This window comes from Micromonospora sp. SL1-18 (assembly GCF_047921505.1).
Lineage (GTDB): Bacteria > Actinomycetota > Actinomycetes > Mycobacteriales > Micromonosporaceae > Micromonospora.
Map to the genome: position 1 here is coordinate 1 of NZ_JBLROA010000081.1, position 22133 is coordinate 22133.

Consider the following 22133-nt stretch of genomic DNA (forward strand, 5'->3'; position numbering starts at 1 on the left):
GGCGACCAGGACGGCCGGGGCGACCGACGTTTCGGCGAGCGGGACGGCCGGGGCGACCGACGTTTCGGTGACCGGGGCGGCGACCTTCGGCCGACGGATCGCCGGGGCGGGTTCCGCGCGGAGGGGCGGGGCCGGGACGACCGGCCGCGCGACGACCGGCGCAGCTTCGGCGGGCGCCCGGCGGCCCGTACCCACTGAGGCCCGCTCCCGCCGAAGAGCGGCGGGAAACCTGACGGACGCCGTCGTCGAGCCACTCGGCGGCGGCGTTTCCGCATCCCGTGCCGGTGTCCGTCGGGTGGCGTAACGTCCGCTTCATGCCGAGCATGCCGAAGGCACTCTTCTGGTCCAGGACCGACACAGCGGGATCCGAGCATGTCGTATTCGACGACCGTCAGGGGCTCCTCGCGCGGGGCGTGGTGCTGGCCGTGGACCCCATCCCGTACACCTGCCGCTACCACCTGACGGTTGGTGCGGACTGGTGCGCCAACCTGCTGGAGGCCGAGGTCGAGGGGGCCGGCTGGACGCGGAGCGTACGCCTGGAACGCGCCGGGGACGGGTGGCGGGTGCGTACCGGTGAGGAGGGCGACCTGGACGCGGCGTTGCGGGCGGCCGGCCACCAGCCGGCCGGGCTGCCGGGCACCGACGAACCGGACCGGCTGGCCGCCGCGCTCGACGTCGACCTGAGCGGCTCCCCGCTGTTCAACACCCTCCCGGTACGCCGGATCGGACTGGGCCGAACCCCGGCCGACCACGCCCGGCAGGTCAGCGTGGCCTGGGTGCTGCTGCCCGGCCTGGCCGTGCTCCCGGCCGACCAGGTCTACACCTCGCTCGGGCCGGGCCGGGTCCGCTTCGCCAGCGACACCTTCGCCGCCGACCTGGACATCGACCCGAACGGTTTCGTGGTGCGCTACCCCGGCCTGGCCGAGCGGATCGACCCGCGCTGACCCCGCGCCGCGCCCCATCCGTCGTGAGAAGGGTTCCCTTCTCTACCGGAGGCGTTAACAGGGGGCCCTTCCTTTCAAGCGGGCCAGGCGCCGGTGGCCAGGAAGCGGTCGATGGTGGCGAGGTGGGGGGCGAGGTCGAGGCCCTGGGCGGCCACCCACTCGTCGGCGTAGTACGTGTCCGCGTAGCGGTCCCCGGCGTCGCAGATCAGGGTGACGATCGACCCGGTCCGCCCGGCGGCGAGCAGCTCCGCGATCAGCCCGAACGCCCCCCACAGGTTGGTGCCGGTGGAGCCGCCCACCCGGCGGCCGAGCACCGCCGATCCGGCCCGCATGGCGGCCAGCGACGCGGCGTCCGGCACCTGGACCATCCGGTCCACCACCGACGGGAGGAAGGACGCCTCGACGCAGGGCCGGCCGATCCCCTCGATCCGGGAGCCCCGGTCGGTCCGCACCGACCAGTCGGCGGCCTGCCAGGCGGGGAAGAAGGCGGAGTTGTCCGGGTCGACCACGCAGAGCTTCGTGGGCAGCCGGCGGTAGCGGGCGTACCGCCCGATGGTGGCGCTGGTGCCGCCGGTCCCGGCGCCCACCACGATCCACGCCGGCACCGGGTGCCGTTCCAGCGCGAGCTGCGCGTAGATCGACTCGGCGATGTTGTTGTTGCCGCGCCAGTCGGTGGCCCGCTCGGCGTAGGTGAACTGGTCCATGAACTGCCCACCGGTGTCCTCGGCGAGCCAGCGGGCCTCGATCACCACCTTGGCCGGGTCATCGACCAGGTGGCAGCGGCCGCCCTGGAACTCGATCTGGGCGATCTTCTCGGGCGAGGTGGCGGCGGGCATCACCGCGATGAACGGCAGCCCCAGCATCCGGGCGAAGTACGCCTCGGAGACGGCGGTCGAGCCGGACGACGCCTCGATGATCGTGGTCTCCGGGCCGATCCAGCCGTTGCACAGCCCGTACAGGAAGAGCGAGCGGGCCAGCCGATGCTTGAGCGAGCCGGTGGGGTGCACCGACTCGTCCTTGAGGTAGAGGTCGATCCCCCACTCCCGGGGGAGCGGGAAGGGCAGCAGGTGGGTGTCGGCGGAGCGGTTGGCGTCCGCCTCGACCGTGCCGATCGCCTCGGTCACCCAGGTTCGGCTGGCCTCGTCACACCGGTCGAGTTGAGTCACGCCGGCAACGTTACAAGCGAGGTCAGGTCGCGTCCGGGTCGGCCCGGCGGGCCTGCCGACGCTGGCCGGCCCGGCCGGCGGCCCGGACCAGCGGGGTGACGGCCAGGGCGAGCCGGGGGAAGGTGTCGAGGAGCCGGACCTGGGCGCCGCGCCAGCGCGGCAGGCTCACCACCGGGCGCGGGCGGCGGGCCAGCCGCACCGCCCGCGCGGCCACCCGCTCCGGCGTGAGCATCGACCCGGTGAAGGAGGCGAGCGCCCCGGGGTCGTCGAGCTTGTCGTGCAGCATCGGCGTCCAGATCCCGTCCGGGCAGAGGCACGAGACGTGTACGCCCCGGACGCCGGCCATCCGCAGGTCGGCCAGGGTGCCGAGGCTGAACGCGAGCAGGGCGTGCTTGCTGGCCGCGTAGACGGTCTCGCCGGGGGCGGCGATCAGCCCGGCCAGCGAGACGACGTTGAGCACGTGCCCGTGGCCCTGCCGGCGCATGACCGCCAGGGCCGCCAGGGTCCCGGTCATGGCGCCGAGCGCGTTCACCTCGACCAGCCGCCGCCGGGTCGCGGCGTCGTGCGTCCAGGAGGGGCCGGTGGCCAACAGGCCGGCGTTGTTCACCCAGAGCCCGAGCCCGCCCGCTGCCCGGCCCGCCGCCTCCACGGCGGCCTCGGCGCAGGCGGCCTCGTCCCGGACGTCGAGCCGTCGGGACCAGCCACCGATCGGCGCCGCGGCGGCGGCCACCGCCGCGGCGTCCAGATCGGTGAGCAGCACCGACCACCCGTCGGCGTGCAGCGCGGCGGCGATCGCCCGGCCGAGCCCGCCGGCCGCCCCGGTGACCACGGCCGCACCCCGGAAGGGGATCGTCGTCGGCGCACGGTGTCGCCGCACCCGCGGCCGCACCAGGTGCGGCCAGCGCGGATCGCCGTCACCCGGGGCCATCAAGGTCTCCTGGAGCCCACCCGGACCCGTCAGCCCGCGGCGGGCGGCTCGATCGGCTGGGGGCGGTTCTCCCACTTCGTCGACAGGGCGATGCCGGTGCGGGTGGAGGCCACCCCCGGCGTCCGGTTCAGCCGGACGATCAGCTGTTCCAGCTCGGCGATGGTGCCGACCCGGGCCTTGAGCAGGAAGGATTCGACTCCGGCCATGAAGTAGCAGGACTCGATCTCGGGCATCTGCCGGAACGCCTCCAGCACGCCGTCGGTGTCGGCGGTGGAGTCTTCCACGATGCCGATCAGCGCGGTGACCCCGAGCCCGATCGCCTCCGGCTCCACCTCGGCCCGGTAGGCCCGGATGACCCCGCTCGACTCCAGCTTCCCGACCCGCTCGTGCACCGCCGGGGCGGACAGGCCGACCTGGCGGGCCAGTTCGGCGTACGACAGGCGGGCGTTGCCGCGCAGCAACTCCACGAGGTTGAGGTCGATCGCGTCCACGGAGAGTGACCCTATCCCTTCGGGCGTAACGGCCGACGGTCGGCATCAGTTGAACATGACGACGTCTACGGGTTCACAAACCCGTGGTCAGAGGAGTTCTGGGCCGCTAACATTTACTAACTTCTCACTACGTGCGTTTTTCGCGTTTTGGCGGACAGGCCAGGTCGCTGGTGCTGTAATTGCCATACGTCCCTCATGACGGCTCTGGGCTCGCACCGGCCGGGGGCAGTGTGTTCAGCCGGGGGCTTCGTCGACGCGAGGAGGGGGCTGTGGACACTGGAGATCGCCTGCTGACACCGGGTGAAGTCGCCGCGCTGTTTCGGGTTGACCCGAAGACCGTGACGAGATGGGCAGCGGCCGGCCGGATAGGCAGCATCCGGACTCCAGGCGGGCATCGCCGGTTTCGGGAATCCGAGGTGCGGGCCCTGCTTGAGGGGGAGGGCATGCTGGAGGAGGCGGAGGAGATGGGCAGACCGCGCAACGTGGGCCCGACCGCATCGACCGGCCCCGGACCGGCGAACGCCGGCAGCATGTACTGATCCGGTGCCGATCGGCACGCGGACCGACCGTCAGGCGCGGTCCGCGTCCCGTCGGGCCGCCGCCAGCTCACCCGACCAGCGCCGGAAGAGCGTGTGCGGCACACCGAGCGCGTCCAGCACCTTGCCGGCCACGAAGTCGACAAGCTGCTCGGCGGAGGCCGTCGCGCCGGCACCGTAGAAGCCGGGGCTCGCGGGCAGCACGACGGCACCGGCGTCGTGCAACGCGATCAGGTGCTCCAGGTGACTGCGGGTCACCGGAGTCTCCCGCGGCACCACCACCACCGGCCGCCGCTCCTTCAGGTTCACCTCGGCGGCGCGCTGCAACAGGTCCTTCGACAGCCCGATCGCGATGCCGGCGCAGGCCGCCGTGCTGGCCGGGACGACCGCCATCCCGCGTACCGGGTAGGAGCCACTGCTCGGTCCGGCGGCCAGGTCGCCGGCGGGCCAGAACCGCACGTCCGCGTCGGCGAGATCGCGGCCCAGCCAGGCGGCCAGGTCGTCGGCCCAGTGCGCGTCCCGGAAGGGGCGTCCCGTCTCGTCGAGGATGGTCAACCGGGCGGCCCGGGAGACGATCAGGTCCACCGCCTCACCGGCGTCGAGCAGGCCCCGGACGACGGCGGCCGGGTACGGCGTGCCGGAGGCCCCAGAGACGCCCACCACCCATGGTTCGCGCATGCCGTCAAGCGTGCCTGGTCGGCCGGACGGCCGAGCGGCCACCCCCGGGCGGCACTTCCGGACCGTCCCGCTTGTCCCACGACAAGCAGCGTTGTCCACCCGGCCATCGGGAACGTCGGCGACCTGCCATGCTTCCGTCGGCGACCCACGTCGATGGAGGGGATCGGTGATGACGGAGGCGGTGCTCCGGTCACTTCGGTCCGACTGCCCGATCCCGCCCCGATCGTCCCCGCACGCCGAGCCGGTGCAGGAGTGGTTGGCCGACCAGCTCGACCGGCTCGGCCTGCTCGGGGACGCCGCCGCCCGGGATCGGCTGGCCCGGGCCGGTTTCGCCCGGTACGCCGGCCGCCTCTACCCGGGCACCAGCGAGCCCGACCTGCGCGTACTGACCGCCCTGTTCACCTGGTTCTTCCTGGTCGACGACCTCTGCGACGGGTCGGGGCGGCCGGACCCGGCGCGGATCCGGGCGCTGCGGGACGGGACGATCGCCCTGCTCCGGGACGGTCCCCGGGCCCGCCGTCCCGGCTTCTCCGGTCCGTTGCGCCGCCTGCTGGTGCAGGCGTGGCGGGAGCCCCGGCGCCGGATGCCGGCCCGCTGGCGGCTCCGCTTCGCGGGTGCCGTCGCCCACCATCTCGACGGCGCCTGGCGGGAGGCGGTCGCCCGGACCGCCGGCCGGTCACCCGGGGTCGACGAGTACGTCGAGCTGCGCCGGGCCACCTCGGCGGCGTACGTGTCGTACCCCCTGATCGAGTTCGCGGCCGGCCGGCCGCTGCCCGACGCGGTCTACCACCACCCCGCGCTGCGCCGGCTCGCCGACCTCGCCAACGACCTGCTCTCCTGGTTCAACGACGTCGCCTCGCTGGACCGGGACCGGCTCACCGCCGGGGGCCACAACCTGGTGCTGGCGGTGGCCGCCGAGCGGGGTGTGCCGGTGACGACCGCGGTGGCGCTCGTCGCCGACCGTTGGCGGAGCGAGATGGCCCGCTTCATGGCGCTGCGTGCCGCAGTGCCGTCCTTCGGGCCGGCGCTGGACGAGTCGGTCGCCGCCCATCTCGACGGGGTGGCCAACGCGATCCGGGGGACGGTCGACTGGACGCTGGAAAGCGCCCGCTACCCGGCCGGTAAGGAGGGGCCCCTTGTTAACGCCTCCGGTAGAGCAGGGGCCCCCTGTTAACAGCCGCGGCGGGGGTCAGGGCCGCAGGCCGAGGCGTGCCACCAGGTCGAGCAGGGCGAACACGAACAGCGCGATGCCGACGAAGCCGTTGGCGGTGAAGAAGGCCCGGTTGACCTTGCTCAGGTCGGTCGGGCTGACCACCAGGTGCTGGTAGCCGAAGGCGAGCGCGGTGAGCGCCAGCCCGATCCACCAGAGCCAGCCGAAGCCGACCAGCGCGCCGAACCAGAGAAAGAGCGCGAAGGTCACCACGTGCGCCACGGTGGAGGCGTGCAGCGCGAAGCGCAGCCCGTACCGGGCGGGGACGCTGTGCACCCCGATCCGCCGGTCGACGTCGGCGTCCTGGCAGGCGTAGATCAGGTCGAACCCGCCGATCCAGAGGCCGACGGCGGCGCCGAGCAGCCAGGCCGGCCCGGACCCGTCGAGCGTGCCGGTGACCGCGAGCCAGGCGCCGACCGGCCCGACCGCCTGGGCGATCGCCAGGATCGCGTGCGGCCAGTTGGTGAACCGCTTGCCGTACGGGTAGACGACCAAGGGCACCACGGCGAGCGGCGCGAGCGCCAGGCAGAGCGGGTTGAGCCAGGCGGCGGCGGCCAGGAAGACCACAAGCGCGACCGCCGCGCCGGTCCAGGCCGTCCGCAGGCTCACCGCCCCGGTGACCAGCTCCCGCTTGGCGGTACGCGGGTTCCGCGCGTCGATCCGCCGATCGAGGATCCGGTTGGCGGCCATGGCGAACGTGCGCGCCCCGACCATCGCCACGGTGATCAGCAGCAGGTCGACCCAGCGGATGCGCCCGCCGTCGACCCACATCGCGGTCAGCGCCGACAGGTACGCGAACGGCAGCGCGAAGACGGAGTGTTCGATCGCGACCAGTTTGAGGAAGGACCTCACCCGATTCGGGCGTTCGACCGGAGCCTCGGCGACGGCGGCCATCAGATCCCGTACTCCTTCCAGCGCTTGTCGACCAGCGAGACCATCTCGGGGGACATGCTCATCTCCTCCGGCCAGCCCCGGGTGTAGCCCTCGGCGGGCAGCTTGCGGGTGGCGTCGATGCCCGCCTTGCCGCCCCAGAACTGCTGGTACGAAGAATGGTCGAGGTGGTCCACCGGCCCCTCGGTGACCAGCAGGTCGCGGGCGTAGTCGACGTTGCCGAACGCGCGGAAGGCGACCTCGTTGTAGTCGTGCACGTCGCAGTCCTCGTCGACGATCACGATCAGCTTGGTCAGCGACATCAGGTGCGCGCCCCAGATCGCGTTCATCACCTTCTGCGCGTGCTTCGGGTAGCGCTTGCGGATCGACACGATCGCGCAGTTGTGGAAGACCCCGGCGGCCGGCAGGTCGTAGTCGACGATGTCCGGGATCATCAGCTTGAGCAGCGGCTGGAAGATCCGCTCGGTGGCCTTGCCGAGGCCGTGGTCCTCCTGCGGCGGCTTGGACGTGACGATCGAGTGGTAGACCGGGTCGCGCTGCATGGTCATCGTCTCGACGTGCAGCACCGGGAACGGCTCGACCGGGGTGTAGAAACCGGTGTGGTCGCCGAACGGCCCCTCGGGCAGCCGCTCGCCGGGCTCCAGGTAGCCCTCCAGCACCACCTGGGCGTGCGCCGGCACCTGCAACGGCACGGTCAGGCAGTCGACCATCTCCACCCGCTCGCCCCGCAGGAAGCCGGCGAACAGGTACTCGTCGATGTCGCTGGGCAGCGGCGCGGTGGCGGCGTACGAGACGACCGGGTCGCAGCCGATCGCGATGGCGACCGGGAGCCGCTGGCCGAGCCGCTCGGCGACCGCGTGGTGGGCGGTGGAGTCCTTGTGGATCTGCCAGTGCATGCCCAGCGTGTTCCGGCTGTGCTGCTGGAGCCGGTAGAGGCCGAGGTTGCGCTTGCCGGTCTCCGGGTGCTTGGTGTGGGTCAGCCCGAAGTTGTGGAAGACGCCGCCGTCACCGGGCCAGACCTGCAGGCCGGGCAGCCGGTTCAGGTCGACGTCGTCGCCCCGGTAGACCACCTGCTGGCAGGGTGCGGTCTTGACCTTGCGCGGCGGCACCGACTTGAGCTGCATGACCTTGCCCAGGCCCTCGCGGATGCCCGACCAGCCGACCGGCAGCTCCGGCTTGATCAGCCCGCCGATCCGCTCGCCGATCTCGTCCAGCGAGTCGACGCCGAGCGCCATCGCCATCCGCTTCTCGGTGCCGAACAGGTTGATCGCCACCGGCATCTCGCCCCGGGTCGGCCGCTCGAACAGCAGCGCCGGCCCGCCGGCCCGCACCGTCCGGGTCACGATCTCGCTGATCTCCAGCGTCGGGTCGACCGGTACGCTCACCCGCCGCAGCTCGCCCGCGCGCTCCAGCGCCGCGAGAAACTCCTTGAGATCGGTGTACGGAAACCCACGACCCGCCATACCGTCAGTCTCTCGCACCGCCCACCGCCGCACCCACGCCGGGTGGTGTGACGTGAAAGGAAGGGTCTCCTCTCAACGCCTCCGGCAGAGCATTGCCCCCTCTTGACGTCGAGCGGCACTGGCATGGGCGACGGTCGGCGGGGTAGTCGAGCGGCCGGACCAGGGCGGAGGGTGACATGGGCGACGGACGGATGCCAGCGGGATTCACCGAGCAGCGGGCCCGGGTCGGCGACGTGACGTGGAACTATGTGCGGGGCGGCCGGGGGCCCACAGTGGTGCTGCTCCACGGCTACCCCCAGTGCTGGCGGATGTGGCGACACCTGCTGCCGGAGCTGGCGGAGTCGTACGAGGTGGTCGCCCCCGACCTGCGCGGCTTCGGCGACAGCGATGCCCCGCCCGGTGGGTACGACAAGAAGACCGTCGCCGCCGAGCTGCACGGGCTGCTCACCGGGCTCGGCCTGGCCGGGGAGATCCGGCTGGTCGGCCACGACCTGGGCACCATGGTCGCGTACGCCTACGCCGCCGCCCACCCCGACCGGGTCGCCCGGCTGGTACTCACCGAGGCGCCGATCCCCGACGAGAGCATCTACACCATCCCGGCGCTGACCGCCGCCGGCCCGGCAGTGTGGAACTTCGGCTTTTTCAACGTCCCCAACGGCTTGCCCGAGCAACTCGTCGCCGGCAGGGAGGCGCTCTGGGTAGACCGCTTCAGCGACTCGATCATGGTCAACAAGGGCAGCCTTGGCCCGGACGACATCGAGGAGTACGCACGGCACCTGCGCGACGAGGCGCACCTGCGGGCCAGCTTCGGCTACTTCCGGGCGTTCGGTCAGGACATCGCGGACAACGCGGCGTACCGGTCGACCCGGCTGCCCATGCCGGTGCTCGCCGTCGGCGCCCAGGCCAGCCTCGGCCCGCAGGTCGCCGATCAGGTACGCCGGTACGCCGACACGGTCACCGGCGAGGTGGTCGAGGACTGCGGTCACTGGCTGTTCGAGGAGCGCCCGGCGGAGCTGGCCGCCCTGCTGCTGCCGTTCCTCCGCGGCTGAACCCACCGGCGGCGAGGCCTACACCGGTCAGGCGACGGGCTCCCAGGCGTACGCGACCAGCGGCGGGTCGAGCGGGGCGTCGGTGAGCCGGTTGGCGAAGGTGGAGATGGTGTACGTCCCGACGCCGAGCACCACGTCCAGCGCGTGCCGCGGCTGCCAGCCGGCGTCCAGGAAGGCGTCCAGGTCGTCGTCCGGGACCGCGCCCCGGTGATCGAGCACAGCCAGGGTGAACCGGCGCAGCGCCTCCAGCCGCGCGTCAGGCAGGTCCGTCCCGGTGCGCAGGGCGTCGATCAACTGCGGATCGGCATTCTGTCGCGCGAGCGCGGCGGTGTGCATGGCCACGCAGAGGTGACACTCGTTGCGGGTGGCGACGGTCAGCACCACCACCTCGCGGGCGACCGGGTCCAGGTCGGTGGACTCGAAGACGGCGTTGACGGTGAGGAAGCCCTTGAGCAGCTCCGGGGACTCGGCCATCAGGGCGACGGCGGCCGGGAGGCCGCTGAGCTTGCGGTGGACGCTCGCCATGGTGGCGCGGACGGCGGCGGGCGCGGTGTCGAGGGTGTGGGCGGTGAAGACGCGTCGGGACATGCCGAGCCCTCCCGGGATACGGTAGTCAACGTGGTTGACGAAACAGTAAACGTGGTTGACGAACGTGGCAACCCCTGACCGCCCCGGCTTCGCGCTCCCCCTGCTCCTGCTCGCCGGCTTCCGTACGCTCATCGACGACCTGCACGCCGAGCTGGCCCGGCAGGGGCATCCCGACCTGCGCCCCGCGCACGGCTTCGTCCTCCAGGCCGTCGGCCCGACCGGCACCACCGCCTCCGACCTCGGCCAGCGCCTCGGCGTCTCCAAGCAGGCGGCCGGCAAGACCGTCGATCGGCTGGTCGCGCTCGGCTACCTCGAACGCGCCGACGACCCTGCCGACGCGCGCCGCAAGCTGGTCCGGCTGACCGCGCACGGGCGGGACGGGCTGCGCCGCTCCGCGGTCGTCTTCGACCAGCTCCGGGACCGCTGGGTGGCGGAGCTCGGCGCCGACCGGGTCGCGGCGCTGGAGGACGACCTGCACCGGATGGCCCCGGCCGAAGTCTTCCGCCTCGACGTACCCGGCTGGTTCGGTGGGTGAGTTCTCACTGGCTGCGGGCCAGCTCCACGAAGGCCCGCCAGGCGCTCGGCGAGAAGGTCAATACCGCGCCGGCGCGGTCCTTGGAATCCCGTACGTGCACCCGGCCCGGCAGATTGTCGGCGACCTCGACACACGCGCCGCTGTCGTTGCCGCTCCGGGTGGACTTGCGCCAGTGGGCGCCGGTCAGGTCCATGGCTTCAAGATCTCCTCGATCAGGCCGATCGGCTGCCGGGCCCTGGAAGAGATGTGGAGAACCACCCTCGATGCTGTAGAGCACTCGAAGGTGCCGCCCGGCGGCCGGCCGGTCCGGGGACGTCCGTCAGTCCGAATAGAGGCAGGCCGCGTCGACGAGAACGACATCGGGTCGGTCCGCGGCTGCTCGCCGCAGCTCGTCGGTGAATCCTTCCCCGCTCGCCAGCAGCAGGTGGGTGCGGGTGGCGTCGATCCCGGGGCGGTGGACGAGCAGCTCCCGCACGCGCCGCAACCGCTCCAGGTCCACCTGACCCAGCCGCCGGCCCCACTTCACCTCGCCGATCGCGAGCAGCGGGCGCGGTCCGTCACCGAGCGGCGGTTCACCGAGCGCGACGAGATCCAGCTCGTGGCTGGTCCGGGTGGACGGGTCCGTCACGGTCGCGGCACTGGCCTCCGCGACGATGCCGTCGAAGACATCGAGGTCGGCGAAACGGATGGCCCACTGCCGGACGATCTCCTCGAACCGGGGACCGAGGACAGAACTGGTGTAGCGGCGTTTCGAGCGGCGCCAGACGTCCCCGCCACGACGCTGCTCGAGCGCGGTCCAGGCGGGTCGCATGACGGCCTGGTAGAAGGTGATGAGCGGTTCGGTGATCCGGTAACTGCTGCGTCCGCTCCGGAGTGGGTCCGGCTCCCGCACCAGCAGGCCGGCGTCCTCCAACACGGTCAGGGGATGTTGCAGGTCGTTCGCCTTGCGCCCGATGTAGCCGGCGATCCCGCCACGGCTGGCGTTGCCTTCGGCGACTGCCGCCAGCACGGAGTGGTAGAGAGCGACGTCCCGCAGATCGGGGTCCTCGGCAAGCAGGTAACGCGCCTCCCGGAACAACGGACGCGCCGGGTTGAGGACCGCCCGCGCCACCCAACTGTCGAAGTCCTCCGGGCTGTCCGGCGCATCGTCCTGGACGTATTCGCGCCGGTAGGCCGGCGTCCCACCCACGATGGAGAAGACCTTCACGGCCAGCAACGGGTCCGCGATGCCCCAGAAGGCCGCGGCGGCCCGATAGTCCAGCGGCTGCACCGGCAGCTCCAGGCCGGCCCGGCCCCGCAGCGGCGCGGACCCGGCGAGCAGGCCACCCATGAAGGACAGGGCCGATCCGCACAGCAGCAGACGGGTACGTGACTGTGTGCGTTCCGGCCGTCCGGGCGTGAGCGCGTGCTGGATGATCGACGGGAGGTCGCGGGCCGCGCGCGCGAGATACGGGAACTCGTCGATGACCACCGTCACCGGACGGTCCCGCCCCAGGGCGAGCAGCGCATCCACCGCTGAACCCCAGTCGGCCAGCTGAACCGGCCCCGGCGCGCCCGTGTAGGCGCCGAGCGCCTCGCCGAGGCGCCGAAGCGACTCCGCCGCCGTGGCCTCGGTGGCCCCGAAGTAGAAGCCGTCGGTGGCCCGAGCCAGCTCGTAGAGCAGCAACGTCTTGCCCTGGCGGCGTCGGCCGCTGACGACCCCGAGGGTCGCGCCCGGGCGCTCGTCGGCGGCGAAGCGGGTCAGCTCCGCCCACTCGACGTCCCGGTCGAAGATCCCCTTCGGCTTCGACAGTTGAGTCACCTGGGGTCACCGCATTTCATAGAACTACAGTTCTTAGAAGTGTAGTCCTACCTTTTGCTCGGGGTGTGGATGACACCCTTCGGGATCTGTCCGCCCCGACTAGCCTTGATCAACTCCGTGTGCGGGATGTGGTGGTCTCGGCGAGGCCGAATGCCGCCATGTACGCGGCATCGAGTGGATCACCGCGCCCACAGCCTCGTCGCGGGAAGACCGGACGAGGATCAGTTGATGCCGGCGTACGAGTGCAGGCCGGTGAAGAAGAAGTTGACCCCGAACAGGTTCATCAGCATGGTCAGGAAGCCCAGGATCGAGATCCAGGTGGCCACGTTCCGCTTGACGCTCGGGGTGGCCCGGGCGTGCAGGTAGCCGGCGTACACCACCCAGGAGATGAACGCCCAGGTCTCCTTCGGGTCCCAGCCCCAGGCCCGACCCCAGGCCGCCTCGGCCCAGATCGCTCCCGCGATCACCGCGAAGGTGAAGATCGGGAAGGCGAAGGCGTGCAGCGTGAAGGTCAGCCGCTCCAGGCCGGCCGCCGCCGGCAGCCGCCGAGCCAGGGTGTACGGGAAGCTCCGCCGCCCCTGCTCCCAGCCGGCCCGCATCAGGTACGACGCGGCCGGCACCACGCCCAGCAGGAAGATGCCGGAGGCGAAGATGATCGTCGACACGTGGATGACGAACCAGTACGACTGCAGCGCCGGCATCAGCGGCGTGACCTGCACGTAGAGCTTCAGCTCGGCGAACGCCAGCAGCAGCACCATGACCAGGGTCAGAAACAGCCCGAGCCGGCGCAGCGACGGCTGCTTCCAGAGCACCGCCAACCACGCCGCGGCCCCGATGAAGGTGACCGTCAGCACGAACTCGTACATGTTGCCCCAGGGCATCCGCTCGGCGGCGAGGCCCCGGGTGAGCACCGCGCCGAGATGCAGCACGACGGCAAGCGCGGTGACCCAGGTGGCGATCTCCCCGGCCAGCGTGGCCCGCGCGGCCGAGCGGCTGGGCCGGGCGCCGGCCGGGGAGGCTGGCGCGGTCTCGGCCGGGGCGGCGGACGCCTCGGCCGTGCCACCCGCGCCGCCGACACCGGCGCCGACCAGCTCCCGGGCCGGGGCGGCGGCCTTCGCCGCCACCGCGCGGGCGTTCCCCAGCGCGTACTCGACAGCGTGGCTGATCATCGCAACCAGGTACGCCAGGATCGCGTACGTGACCAGCTGGTCGGAGAGTGCAGACATCACTCGTCTCCTTCTCGCGCCCGCCGATCGGCCCGCCCGTCGTCGCTGACCGCGGCGACGAGCTGCGCGAACTCGTCGGCGAACCCCGGATGCTCGGTGCGCGGCAGCCCACCGGCCTCCACCAAGCTACTACCGCTCGTCGGAGATCCACCCTCGGGGGGCGAAACCCGGAACCAGACCCGCCGCCGCCGGGCGAACAGCGAGCCCATCAGGCCGAGCAGCAGCGTCACGCAGGCGCCGAGCATCAGCGTCTGACCGGGGGCGTACCGGACGGAGATGGTGATGTAGGGCTTGGTGCCGAGGAACTCCAGCGTGCTGCCGTCGTCCAGGGTCCACCTCTCGCCGAGGCGCAGCACCTTGTTGTCGATCAGCTTCAGCTTGCCTTTGTCGATCTGCCGCTGGTCGAGCTGGTAGACCGACCCCGGGATGCCGGCGTCCATCCCGAGGTTGCCCCGGTAGGCCCGCAGATTCACCGCCGGGTTGCGCTCCTCGGGGAACTGCGACGCGACGAACGGCGCCTGGTCCGGCGTGGTGGGCAGATAGAGCCCGTCGAAGGCGACCTGCTGGTCCGGGGCGCGCGCGCCGGTCTTCGGGTCGAGGTTCGCGTCCGGGAAGATGGCCACCCCCTCCTCGGTCGCGTTTGGGTCGCCAGTACGCAGAAAAGGCGCCGCGCTGGTCTGGCTGCGGCCGTAGCGGTCGGTGTACCTCAGGATCGGGGCGTACCCGTTGCCGAGCAGGTAGACGTTGGCCGCGCCGAGCCGCAGCGGCGAGTTGACCGAGAAGCCCGCGGTGCGCGTCGGCCCCTCGTCCAGGTGGTCCACGGTCACCGTGGCCCAGTAGCGGGAGGGCTGCCCCGAGGGCAGGTACGCCGCCTCGAACCGGTCCAGGGTGAGGCAGAACGGGGGCAGGTCGGCGCTGTCCACCCGGGGACCGAGCGATGCCTCGGCGTACTGCTGACGGGTGTTGCAGAAGGCGTTCTCCTCGCCGGCCACCAGGATGCGGTTGCCGTGCCAGCCGTACCAGGAGCCGACCGCGACCCCGAGCAGGACAGCGACCAGCGAGACGTGGAAGAGCAGGTTGCCGGTCTCCTTGAGGTAGCCCTTCTCGGCGGAGACCTCGTTGCCGCGTACCACGATCCGCCAGCGGCGGCCGCGCAGCACCGCCGCGATCGCCTCGGGGTCGGTGGTGGCCGGCGCCTCCAGCACCGCGTGCTGCGGCAGCCGGTCGAGCCGCTTCGGGGCGGCCGGCGGCCTCATCCGCAACGCGCGGACGTGGTCGCGGGCCCGGGGCAGGATGCAGCCGACCAGCGAGGTGAAGAGCAGCAGGTAGATCGCGGAGAACCAGACCGAGCCGAAGACCTCGAACATGCCGAGCTGGTCCAGCCGCGGGGCCAGGTCGGGGTGGTCGACGAACCACTGGTTGACCTTCTCCGGGTTGACCCCCCGCTGCGGCAGCACCGAGCCGGGAATGGCGGCGACCGCGAGCAGGAAGAGCAGGATCAGTGCGGTACGCATGCTGGTGAGCTGCCGCCACGAGTTGCGCAGCAGGGCGAGCACCGGGTTGACCCGCCGCCGGGGAGCGGACGGCGCCGCCGGACGGTCGTCGACCGTCGTCATCAGATGCTCACCTCCCCCGTACCCACGTGCGTCTGCAACCAGATCACGACGTTCTGCCAGCCGCCGGTGACCAGCGCCAGGCCGATCAGGATCAGCAGGGCGCCGCCGATCCGGGTGACCCAACGGCTGTTGCGCCGGACGGCGCGGAACACCCCGAGCAGCCGGTGGAAGCCCAGCCCGAAGACGAGGAACGGTATCCCCAACCCGAGGCAGTACGCCACGGCGAGCAGCACCGCCCGGTCGGTCTTGCCTTCCACGGTCGCCATGCCCAGCACTGCGGTGAGCGTCGGACCGGTGCAGGGCACCCAGCTCAGCGCGAAGACCATGCCGAGGACGGGAGCGCCGAGCAGGCCGGCGGCGGGCAGCCGCTGGATCCGGAACTCGCGCTGGAGGCCGGGAACGACCCCGAGGTAGCCGAGGCCGAGCACCACCACCAGCGCGCCGATGACGATCTCCAAGGTCCGCTCGTGCTGAAAGAAGAGCTTGCCCACGCTGGAGACGACGACCGCGGTGGTGGTGAACACGACGGTGAAACCGGCGATGAAGAGCAGCGTGCCGGCCAGCACCCGCCCCTTGACGGCGGCCGGCGGCCGGGCCGGGGGTGCGGCGACGGCGACCCCGCCCCCATCGGTGTTAACGGGGGCCCCCTCCTCTACCGGAGGCGTTAACAGGGGGCCCTTCCTTGCAGCCCGGCCCTCGAGGTCGGCGCCGGCCAGGCCGGTGACGTAGGACAGGTAGCCGGGCACCAGGGGGAGGACGCAGGGGGACAGGAAGCTGACCAGCCCGGCGAGCGCCGCCGCGCCGACGGCCAGCAGCAGCGGGCCGGACTCGGCGAGTTGGCGGAAGGTCTCGCCCATCAGCGGGACCCGTTGGGCGCCGGCTGCTCGGCGGCGATCTTCTCGACGATCGGTCGCAGCTCGTCCTGGGTGACGGCCCGGCGGATCACCACCGCGATGCGGCCGTCCCGGTCGAGCACGACCGTCGCCGGCGTGCTGTTCGGGGGGATGTCGAAGTTGAGCGCCTGCCGGCTGGCCGGGTCGAAGAGGCTCGGGTAGGTGACCCGGCCCTCCTCGAAGGCGATCGCCTTGTCCTTGCTGTCCTGCACGTTGATGCCGAGGAAGGTCACCCCGGACGCCTTGGTGGCCTGGTAGGTGGCCTCCAGGTCGTCGGCCTCGGCCCGGCACGGCGCGCACCAGGAGCCCCAGAAGTTGACCACGACCACCTGCCCGCGGTCGCGGGAGACGTCGTAGCTGCCGCCGGCGAGCAGCTCACCGCTCACCTTCGGGGTCTTCGACCGCTGGTCGGGGGCGCAGGTGACGGTGCGGCCGTCGCTCGTACAGCGGCTCTCCTCGTTGCCGGAGGAGCAGCCGACCAGTGCCGCACCGGCGGTGGCGGCGGCGAGCATGGCGGCGGCGAGCCTCCGGGTGAGCATCAGGCCCCCTTGGCTGTCCGGGCCGTCGCCGATATCGAGACCAGGTGGGCCGCCGGCTCGGAGTAGCCGATGCCGACGACCTTGGCGCCGTCGAAGTGGAAGGAGGTGAGGCTGGCCAGCCCGCACTGCCGCCTGCGCGGGTCGTGCCAGAGCCGCTTGCGCTCGACCCACCGGCGCAGCGTCCAGATGGGAAGCTGGTGGGAGACGAGCACGGCCTCACGCCCCTCGGCGGCGATCCGGGCGGCGTGCAGGGCGGCGAACATCCGCTCGGCGATGGCCCGGTACGCCTCGCCCCAGGACGGGGTGACCGGGTCGCGCAGCACCCACCAGTTGCGCGGGTCGCGGAACGAGCCGTCGCCCGGCGAGACCTTCTTGCCCTCGAACCAGTTGGCGCTCTCGATCAGCCGCTCGTCCACCCCGACCGACAGGCCGAAGTGCCCGGCGATCGGCTCGGCGGTCTGCTGCGCGCGTTCCAGCGGGCTGGCTGCCACGTGCACCACGGTCTTGTCGGCGAGTGCCTGGGCGGCGGCCTTGGCCATCTGGACGCCCAGCTCGGAGAGGCGGAAACCGGGCAGCCGGCCGTAGAGGATGCCGTCCGGATTGTGCACCTCGCCGTGCCTCAGCACGTGGACCACCGTCTCGCTCACGACCTCTTACCCTCCGTGTCCCGCCGCTGCTGCCGCCGTCGCCGCGCCAGGGAGGGCGTCGGCGATCTGATCCAGGGCGGCGTCGTCGATCGCCGCCGACACGAACCACGACTCGAAGGCGCTCGGCGGCAGGTAGACCCCGGCGGCGAGCATCGCGTGGAAGAACGCCTTGAACGCGGGCACCTGCTGGGTGCGGGCGCTGTCGTAGTCGACCACTTCGGCGTCGGTGAAGAAGATCGAGAACATGTTGCCCGCGTACGAGAGACGGTGCGGCACCCCGGCGGCGGCCAGCGCTTCGGTGGCGAGCTTGCCCACGACGGCGGCCGTCTCGTCGAGCTTGCGGTAGAGGGCGTCGTCGGCGAGCCGGAGCGTGGCCAGCCCGGCGGCGCAGGCCAGCGGGTTGCCGGAGAGCGTGCCGGCCTGGTAGACCGGGCCGGCCGGGGCCAGCTTCGCCATGATCTCCGCCCGGCCGCCGAACGCCGCGGCGGGCAGGCCACCGCCCATGACCTTCCCGTACGTCCACAGGTCGGCGTCGGACGGGTCGAGGCCGTGCCAGCCGGCGCGGGAGACCCGGAACCCGGTCATCACCTCGTCGACGATGAGCAGCGCGCCGTACGCGTGGGCGATCTGGGCGAGCTGCTGGTTGAAGCCGTCGCGTGGGGCGATCACGCCCATGTTGCCGGCGGCCGCCTCGGTGATGATCGCGGCGATGTGCGGGCCCTCGGCGGCGAAGGCCGCCTCGACGGCGGTGAGGTCGTTGTACGGCAGCACGATGGTGTCGCCGGCGGCGGCGCCGGTCACGCCGGGCGAGTCGGGCAGGCCGAAGGTGGCCACGCCGGAGCCGGCGGCGGCAAGCAGCGCATCGGAGTGGCCGTGGTAGCAGCCGGAGAACTTGACGATCTTGGCGCGGCCGGTGAAGCCGCGGGCCAGCCGGATCGCCGACATGGTCGCCTCGGTGCCCGAGTTGACCAGCCGGACCTGCTCGACCGGGGTACGCGCGACGATCTCCTCCGCCAGGTCGACCTCGCCCGGGGTCGGGGTGCCGAAGCTGGTGCCGAGCGCGGCGGCCTCCCGGAGCGCCTCGACCACGGCCGGGTGGGCGTGGCCGAGGACCAGCGGCCCCCAGGAGCAGACCAGGTCGACGTAGCGGCGACCGTCGGCGTCGAACAGCCAGGGACCCTCCCCCCGCACCATGAAACGCGGCGTGCCGCCCACGGCACGGAACGCGCGCACAGGGGAGTTCACCCCGCCGGGCACGATGGCCTGGGCGCGGTCGAACAGGGCCTCGGAGGCCGGGGCGTCGGCCGGATAGCGGCCGGATCCGGCGGAAATGAAATCGCTCACGATGCCGCCATTGTGTCAGCGTCGGGTGGCTGAACGGCAGCCACCCCGCTCCGGGGGTTACCGGGCTCACGCGCTTCGGGAGCTGGCGAGCTCACGCTCGCCTATCGGGAGTTGGCGAGGTCACGCTCGCCCTTTGAGCAGGGGCCGGCGACCGCGGTCGCCTCGGCGGGCCCTCTGGTCGAGATCGCGATAGGCTGACCGGGTGGATCGTGCCGAACTGTCCATCACGGTACACCGGACGGGCGATGAAGCTGTGCTTCGTCTCGCCGGTGAGATTGACATGCTCACGGCCGCCAAGCTGTCGATCGTCGTCAACGAGATGCTGACCGAGCCTCCACCGCGCATCGCGCTCGACCTGGGCGGGGTGACCTTTTGTGACTCACAGGGGCTCGGCACCCTCGTGGTGCTGAGCCGTAAGGCCAGCCACGCCCAGAGCCTGCTGGTCCTGAGCAACGTCGGCGACTTCCTGCTCCGCGTCCTGGACATCACCGGCCTCCGCTCAGCCCTGATGATCCGCAACGAAACCGCCATCTGACGCCTCACCCTTCCGCGTTGATCAAGGCGTTTGCGTCGGATTTCTGACGCAACCTCCTTGATCAACAACGTGGAGCCGAGGGGCGGGGTCAGGTGGTGGGGGTGCGGTGGCGGACGAGCGGTCGCCCAGGGCCCGCGGCGTCAGGTCGGGTTGCCCCAGCGGGCCTGCTCCAGGATGTTCACCGCGCGCTCCCGGGACTCCGGGCCGTCGTCGGCGTGCAGCAGTGCCGTCGCCTCGTCCACCGCGTCGGTGAGCACCCGCAACTGGGCGTCCCGCTCCCGCACCAGGTCCGACTGGGCGGCGAGCTGGCGGGTCTTCACCCACAGCTCCACGAAGACCGACACCTTCGCCCGCAGCACCCAGGGATCGAACGGCTTGGTCAGGTAGTCCACCGCGCCGGCCGCGTAACCGCGCAGGGCGAGCTGGGCGTCCCGATCCGCCGCGGTGAGGAAGATGATCGGTACGTGCCGGGTCCGCTCCCGCCGCTTGATGTGGGTGGCCGTCTCGAAGCCGTCCATGTCCGGCATCTGGGCGTCGAGCAGGATCACCGCGAAGTCGTCGACCAGGAGTTGCTTGAGCGCCGCCTCGCCGCTCTCCACGGCGACCGACTGCACCGGAAGCCCCTGGAGGATCGCCTCCAGGGCCATCAGGTTCTCCCGCCGGTCGTCCACCAGCAGGGCTTTGGCCATCTGGGTCACGACGTCTCCTCGCCTCGGCTCCGGCCGATCCAGGACGCCATCATCTCGATCAGCTCGTCCAGGTCCACCGGCTTGGTGATGTAGTCGCTGCCGCCGGCCGTGATCGCCGACTCCCGGTCACCTGGCATCGCCTTCGCGGTGAGGAAGACGATCGGCAGGTCCGCGAAGCGATGGTGGCGGCGGATCTGCCGGGTCGTCTCGTACCCGTCCTGATCCGGCATCATCGCGTCCATTAGCACGATGTCCACCTCCGGATGCTCGGCCAGCTGGCGGACGCCGTCCGCCCCGTTGTCCGAGTACAACACGGTCATCCCATGAAGTTCCAATGCTGAGGTCAGGGCGAAGACGTTGCGGACGTCGTCGTCGACGATCAGGACGGTCACGCCCTCCAGCCGTCGGGTCGCCGGAGTCTCCTGCGGCTGGGGCAGCTCCATCGGCATGAGCAGTGACGACGGCAGGCCCGCGCGGCTCGGCGAGGGTGGCGCCGGCGCCACCACCGCGTCCGGTGCCAGCACGTCCGGTACGAAGAGGGTGAAGGTCGACCCCTGCCCGGGCGCCGACGACACGGTGATCGTGCCGCCGAGCAGGCGGGCCAGGTCCCGGCTGATCGACAGGCCCAGCCCGGTGCCCCCGTACCGCCGGCTGGTGGTCCCGTCGGCCTGCTGGAACGCCTCGAAGATCAGCGACAGCTTGTCGTCGGAGATGCCTATGCCGGTGTCGATCACCGTGAAGGCGATGACCCGCCGGGCGTTGGTGAGCGCCGGCACGTCGAAGACCGCGTTGTCGGCGGCCGGTGCGATCCGCAGCGTCACCGCGCCGTTGTCGGTGAACTTCACCGCGTTGGAGAGCAGGTTGCGCAGGATCTGCTGCAGCCGCTGGGCGTCGGTGACCAGCGCCGGCGGCAGGTCCTTGCTGACCCGTACCTGGAAGTCGAGGCCCTTCTCCTCGGCCTGCGGCGCGAACGCCTGCTCGACGTAGCCGCGGAGCTCGGAGAACCGGATCTCGGTCGGCTCCACGTCCATCCGGCCTGCCTCGATCTTGGCCAGGTCGAGGATGTCGTCGATCAGGGAGAGCAGGTCCGAGCCGGCGCTGTGGATGGTACGGGCGAACTCGGTCTGCTTCGGCGTGAGGTTCTGGTCCGGGTTCTCCGCGAGCAGCCGCGACAGCAGCAGCAGGGAGTTGAGCGGCGTACGCAGCTCGTGGCTCATGTTCGCCAGGAACTCCGACTTGTACGCCGAGGCGCGGGTGAGCTGCTGCGCCTTCTCCTCCAGGCCGAGGCGGGCCAGCTCTATCTCCCGGTTCTGGGTCTCGATGTTGGTCTTCTGCTCGGAGAGCAGCTTGGCCTTGTCCTCCAGCTCGGCGTTGGTGCGCTGGAGTTCCGCCGACTGCTCCTGCAGCTCGTGCGCCAGCCGCTGGGACTGGGCCAGCAGCTCCTCCGTACGCCGGTTGGCCTGGATGGTGTTGACCGCGATGCCGATCGTGCCGACCAGCCGCTCCAGGAACGACAGGTGCAGCTCGGAGAAGGTGGTCACGCCGGCGAACTCGATCACGCCGAGCAGTTCGCCCTCGAACAGCACGGGCAGCACCACCAGGTCGACCGGCGGTGTGTCGGCGAGCCCGGAGCGCAGCACCAGGCGCCCGTCGGGCTGGGTGTTGACCCGGATGGTCCGCCGGGAGAGGGCGGCCTGCCCGACCAACCCCTCGCCCGGCCCGAAGGTGACTTCGTGGCCCCGCGCCACGTACCCGTACGAGGCGGTAAGCCGCAGCCGCATGCTCCCCTCGGAGCTGTCCACCAGGAAGAACGCGCCGAGCTGCGCGTCGACCAGCGGGGTCACCTCCATCATGATCATGCGGCAGACCTCGCCGAGGTCGCGCTGGCCCTGCAGCAGGCCGCCGATCCGGGCCAGGTTGGAGTCCAACCAGCCCTGCTCGGCGTTCTTCTTGGTCGTCTCCCGCAGGGTGACGATCATCTGGTTGATGTTGTCCTTCAGCTCGGCGACCTCGCCCTGCGCCTTGACGTTGATCCGCTGGGTCAGGTCGCCCCGGGTCACCGAGGTGGAGACCTGGGAGATCGCGCGGAGCTGGGTGGTGAGCGTCGAGGCGAGCTGGTTGACGTTCTCGGTCAGGTCGCGCCAGGTGCCGCTGACCCCCTTGACCTGCGCCTGGCTGCCCAGCTTGCCCTCGATGCCGACCTCGCGGGCCACCCGGGTCACCTCGTCGGCGAACGAGGAGAGCTGGTCGACCATCGTGTTGACGGTGTTCTTCAGTTCGAGGATCTCGCCCTGCGCGTCGACGGTGATCTTCTGGCCCAGGTCGCCCTTGGCCACCGCGGTGGTCACCGAGGCGATGTTGCGG

The 22133-nt window shown here is 71.6% G+C and carries 23 protein-coding genes and 1 pseudogene; 7 read left to right on the forward strand and 17 right to left on the reverse strand.

The features are described from left to right. Together ACNAW0_RS26705 and ACNAW0_RS26710 are read left to right on the forward strand one after the other, a co-directional pair. Positions 1-198: pseudogene (locus tag ACNAW0_RS26705) on the forward strand (hypothetical protein); the annotation flags it as partial. A gap of 125 nt (positions 199-323) precedes the next feature. Next, positions 324-944 (forward strand): putative glycolipid-binding domain-containing protein, encoded by a 621-nt coding sequence (locus ACNAW0_RS26710; RefSeq protein WP_416290796.1) that lies wholly within the window; start codon positions 324-326, stop codon positions 942-944. Positions 945-1018: 74 nt separating this feature from the next. On the opposite strand, the gene ACNAW0_RS26715 is transcribed toward ACNAW0_RS26710, so the two are convergent. From ACNAW0_RS26715 to ACNAW0_RS26725, 3 genes are read right to left on the reverse strand one after another with little or no spacing between them, the layout of a single operon-like run. Further along, complete coding sequence (locus ACNAW0_RS26715) at positions 1019-2110, reverse strand: PLP-dependent cysteine synthase family protein (protein WP_416290773.1); 1092 nt, start codon at positions 2108-2110, stop codon at positions 1019-1021. Between the two features lie 22 nt (positions 2111-2132). After that, entirely contained in the window at positions 2133-3038 is a 906-nt protein-coding gene (locus ACNAW0_RS26720; protein WP_416290774.1) for an SDR family NAD(P)-dependent oxidoreductase, read from the reverse strand. Between the two features lie 29 nt (positions 3039-3067). Beyond that, the gene (locus tag ACNAW0_RS26725; RefSeq protein ID WP_416290775.1) at positions 3068-3529 is read right to left on the reverse strand and encodes an Lrp/AsnC family transcriptional regulator; all 462 of its coding nucleotides are present in this window, start codon (positions 3527-3529) and stop codon (positions 3068-3070) included. Between the two features lie 269 nt (positions 3530-3798). Here ACNAW0_RS26725 and ACNAW0_RS26730 point away from each other — a divergent pair, with 269 nt between their 5' ends. Next, positions 3799-4068 (forward strand): BldC family transcriptional regulator, encoded by a 270-nt coding sequence (locus ACNAW0_RS26730; protein ID WP_416290776.1) that lies wholly within the window; start codon positions 3799-3801, stop codon positions 4066-4068. A gap of 30 nt (positions 4069-4098) precedes the next feature. Here the strand turns inward: ACNAW0_RS26730 and ACNAW0_RS26735 are convergent, their stop codons facing one another. Beyond that, complete coding sequence (locus ACNAW0_RS26735; protein WP_416290777.1) at positions 4099-4743, reverse strand: UbiX family flavin prenyltransferase; 645 nt, start codon at positions 4741-4743, stop codon at positions 4099-4101. A gap of 169 nt (positions 4744-4912) precedes the next feature. Between ACNAW0_RS26735 and ACNAW0_RS26740 the strand changes: the two genes are divergently transcribed. Continuing rightward, complete coding sequence (locus ACNAW0_RS26740) at positions 4913-5917, forward strand: terpene synthase family protein (protein WP_416290778.1); 1005 nt, start codon at positions 4913-4915, stop codon at positions 5915-5917. A gap of 15 nt (positions 5918-5932) precedes the next feature. On the opposite strand, the gene mqnP is transcribed toward ACNAW0_RS26740, so the two are convergent. Further along, entirely contained in the window at positions 5933-6847 is a 915-nt protein-coding gene (mqnP, locus tag ACNAW0_RS26745; protein WP_416290779.1) for a menaquinone biosynthesis prenyltransferase MqnP, read from the reverse strand. Further along, entirely contained in the window at positions 6847-8307 is a 1461-nt protein-coding gene (locus ACNAW0_RS26750; RefSeq protein WP_416290780.1) for a menaquinone biosynthesis decarboxylase, read from the reverse strand. Before ACNAW0_RS26750 ends, mqnP begins: the two co-directional genes overlap by 1 nt. Positions 8308-8483: 176 nt before the next feature. Here ACNAW0_RS26750 and ACNAW0_RS26755 point away from each other — a divergent pair, with 176 nt between their 5' ends. Continuing rightward, a complete protein-coding gene (locus tag ACNAW0_RS26755; RefSeq protein ID WP_416290781.1) occupies positions 8484-9356 on the forward strand; it encodes an alpha/beta fold hydrolase in 873 nt (290 codons plus the stop codon). A 27-nt stretch (positions 9357-9383) separates the two neighbouring features. Here the strand turns inward: ACNAW0_RS26755 and ACNAW0_RS26760 are convergent, their stop codons facing one another. After that, positions 9384-9944 carry a carboxymuconolactone decarboxylase family protein gene (locus ACNAW0_RS26760; protein WP_416290782.1) on the reverse strand — a complete coding sequence of 187 codons (561 nt, stop codon included), beginning with the start codon at positions 9942-9944 and terminating at the stop codon, positions 9384-9386. Between the two features lie 64 nt (positions 9945-10008). On the opposite strand from ACNAW0_RS26760, the gene ACNAW0_RS26765 reads away from it, so the two are divergent. Beyond that, positions 10009-10479 carry a MarR family winged helix-turn-helix transcriptional regulator gene (locus tag ACNAW0_RS26765; RefSeq protein ID WP_416290783.1) on the forward strand — a complete coding sequence of 157 codons (471 nt, stop codon included), beginning with the start codon at positions 10009-10011 and terminating at the stop codon, positions 10477-10479. Positions 10480-10483: 4 nt separating this feature from the next. On the opposite strand, the gene ACNAW0_RS26770 is transcribed toward ACNAW0_RS26765, so the two are convergent. The 8 genes from ACNAW0_RS26770 to hemL form a co-directional block, all read right to left on the reverse strand. After that, positions 10484-10672, reverse strand: coding sequence for a DUF397 domain-containing protein (locus ACNAW0_RS26770; protein WP_416290784.1), 189 nt, complete (start codon positions 10670-10672; stop codon positions 10484-10486). A 126-nt stretch (positions 10673-10798) separates the two neighbouring features. After that, positions 10799-12280, reverse strand: a complete 1482-nt coding sequence (locus ACNAW0_RS26775) for an AAA family ATPase (protein WP_416290785.1) — start codon at positions 12278-12280, stop codon at positions 10799-10801. A 221-nt stretch (positions 12281-12501) separates the two neighbouring features. Further along, a complete protein-coding gene (gene ccsB, locus ACNAW0_RS26780) occupies positions 12502-13506 on the reverse strand; it encodes a c-type cytochrome biogenesis protein CcsB (protein ID WP_416290787.1) in 1005 nt (334 codons plus the stop codon). Then, complete coding sequence (gene resB, locus ACNAW0_RS26785; RefSeq protein ID WP_416290788.1) at positions 13506-15122, reverse strand: cytochrome c biogenesis protein ResB; 1617 nt, start codon at positions 15120-15122, stop codon at positions 13506-13508. Before resB ends, ccsB begins: the two co-directional genes overlap by 1 nt. Continuing rightward, entirely contained in the window at positions 15122-15979 is an 858-nt protein-coding gene (locus ACNAW0_RS26790; protein ID WP_416290789.1) for a cytochrome c biogenesis CcdA family protein, read from the reverse strand. The genes resB and ACNAW0_RS26790 overlap by 1 nt, the downstream gene beginning before the upstream one ends. Next, positions 15979-16554: a TlpA family protein disulfide reductase gene (locus ACNAW0_RS26795; protein WP_416290790.1), complete on the reverse strand. Its 576-nt coding sequence runs from the start codon at positions 16552-16554 to the stop codon at positions 15979-15981. The genes ACNAW0_RS26790 and ACNAW0_RS26795 overlap by 1 nt, the downstream gene beginning before the upstream one ends. Beyond that, positions 16554-17201, reverse strand: coding sequence for a histidine phosphatase family protein (locus ACNAW0_RS26800; protein ID WP_416290791.1), 648 nt, complete (start codon positions 17199-17201; stop codon positions 16554-16556). Before ACNAW0_RS26800 ends, ACNAW0_RS26795 begins: the two co-directional genes overlap by 1 nt. Positions 17202-17207: 6 nt before the next feature. Beyond that, entirely contained in the window at positions 17208-18545 is a 1338-nt protein-coding gene (gene hemL, locus ACNAW0_RS26805; protein ID WP_416290792.1) for a glutamate-1-semialdehyde 2,1-aminomutase, read from the reverse strand. 202 nt (positions 18546-18747) lie between these two features. On the opposite strand from hemL, the gene ACNAW0_RS26810 reads away from it, so the two are divergent. Then, positions 18748-19080: an STAS domain-containing protein gene (locus ACNAW0_RS26810; RefSeq protein ID WP_416290793.1), complete on the forward strand. Its 333-nt coding sequence runs from the start codon at positions 18748-18750 to the stop codon at positions 19078-19080. Between the two features lie 140 nt (positions 19081-19220). Here the strand turns inward: ACNAW0_RS26810 and ACNAW0_RS26815 are convergent, their stop codons facing one another. Both ACNAW0_RS26815 and ACNAW0_RS26820 read right to left on the reverse strand, forming a co-directional pair. Continuing rightward, positions 19221-19778 (reverse strand): response regulator, encoded by a 558-nt coding sequence (locus tag ACNAW0_RS26815; RefSeq protein WP_416290794.1) that lies wholly within the window; start codon positions 19776-19778, stop codon positions 19221-19223. Further along, positions 19775-22133 (reverse strand): ATP-binding protein (locus ACNAW0_RS26820; RefSeq protein WP_416290795.1); only part of this gene is annotated, 2359 nt, incomplete at its 5' end. The genes ACNAW0_RS26815 and ACNAW0_RS26820, both read right to left, overlap by 4 nt.

Coding starts and splice junctions, on each gene's coding strand:
- ACNAW0_RS26710 (WP_416290796.1), top strand. CDS start 324: ATGCCGAAGGCACTCTTCTGGTCCAGGACCGACACAGCGGGATCCGAG.
- ACNAW0_RS26720 (WP_416290774.1), bottom strand. CDS start 3,038: ATGGCCCCGGGTGACGGCGATCCGCGCTGGCCGCACCTGGTGCGGCCG.
- ACNAW0_RS26735 (WP_416290777.1), bottom strand. CDS start 4,743: ATGCGCGAACCATGGGTGGTGGGCGTCTCTGGGGCCTCCGGCACGCCG.
- ACNAW0_RS26740 (WP_416290778.1), top strand. CDS start 4,913: ATGACGGAGGCGGTGCTCCGGTCACTTCGGTCCGACTGCCCGATCCCG.
- mqnP (WP_416290779.1), bottom strand. CDS start 6,847: ATGGCCGCCGTCGCCGAGGCTCCGGTCGAACGCCCGAATCGGGTGAGG.
- ACNAW0_RS26750 (WP_416290780.1), bottom strand. CDS start 8,307: ATGGCGGGTCGTGGGTTTCCGTACACCGATCTCAAGGAGTTTCTCGCG.
- ACNAW0_RS26755 (WP_416290781.1), top strand. CDS start 8,484: ATGGGCGACGGACGGATGCCAGCGGGATTCACCGAGCAGCGGGCCCGG.
- ACNAW0_RS26760 (WP_416290782.1), bottom strand. CDS start 9,944: ATGTCCCGACGCGTCTTCACCGCCCACACCCTCGACACCGCGCCCGCC.
- ACNAW0_RS26770 (WP_416290784.1), bottom strand. CDS start 10,672: ATGGACCTGACCGGCGCCCACTGGCGCAAGTCCACCCGGAGCGGCAAC.
- ccsB (WP_416290787.1), bottom strand. CDS start 13,506: ATGTCTGCACTCTCCGACCAGCTGGTCACGTACGCGATCCTGGCGTAC.
- resB (WP_416290788.1), bottom strand. CDS start 15,122: ATGACGACGGTCGACGACCGTCCGGCGGCGCCGTCCGCTCCCCGGCGG.
- ACNAW0_RS26790 (WP_416290789.1), bottom strand. CDS start 15,979: ATGGGCGAGACCTTCCGCCAACTCGCCGAGTCCGGCCCGCTGCTGCTG.
- ACNAW0_RS26795 (WP_416290790.1), bottom strand. CDS start 16,554: ATGCTCACCCGGAGGCTCGCCGCCGCCATGCTCGCCGCCGCCACCGCC.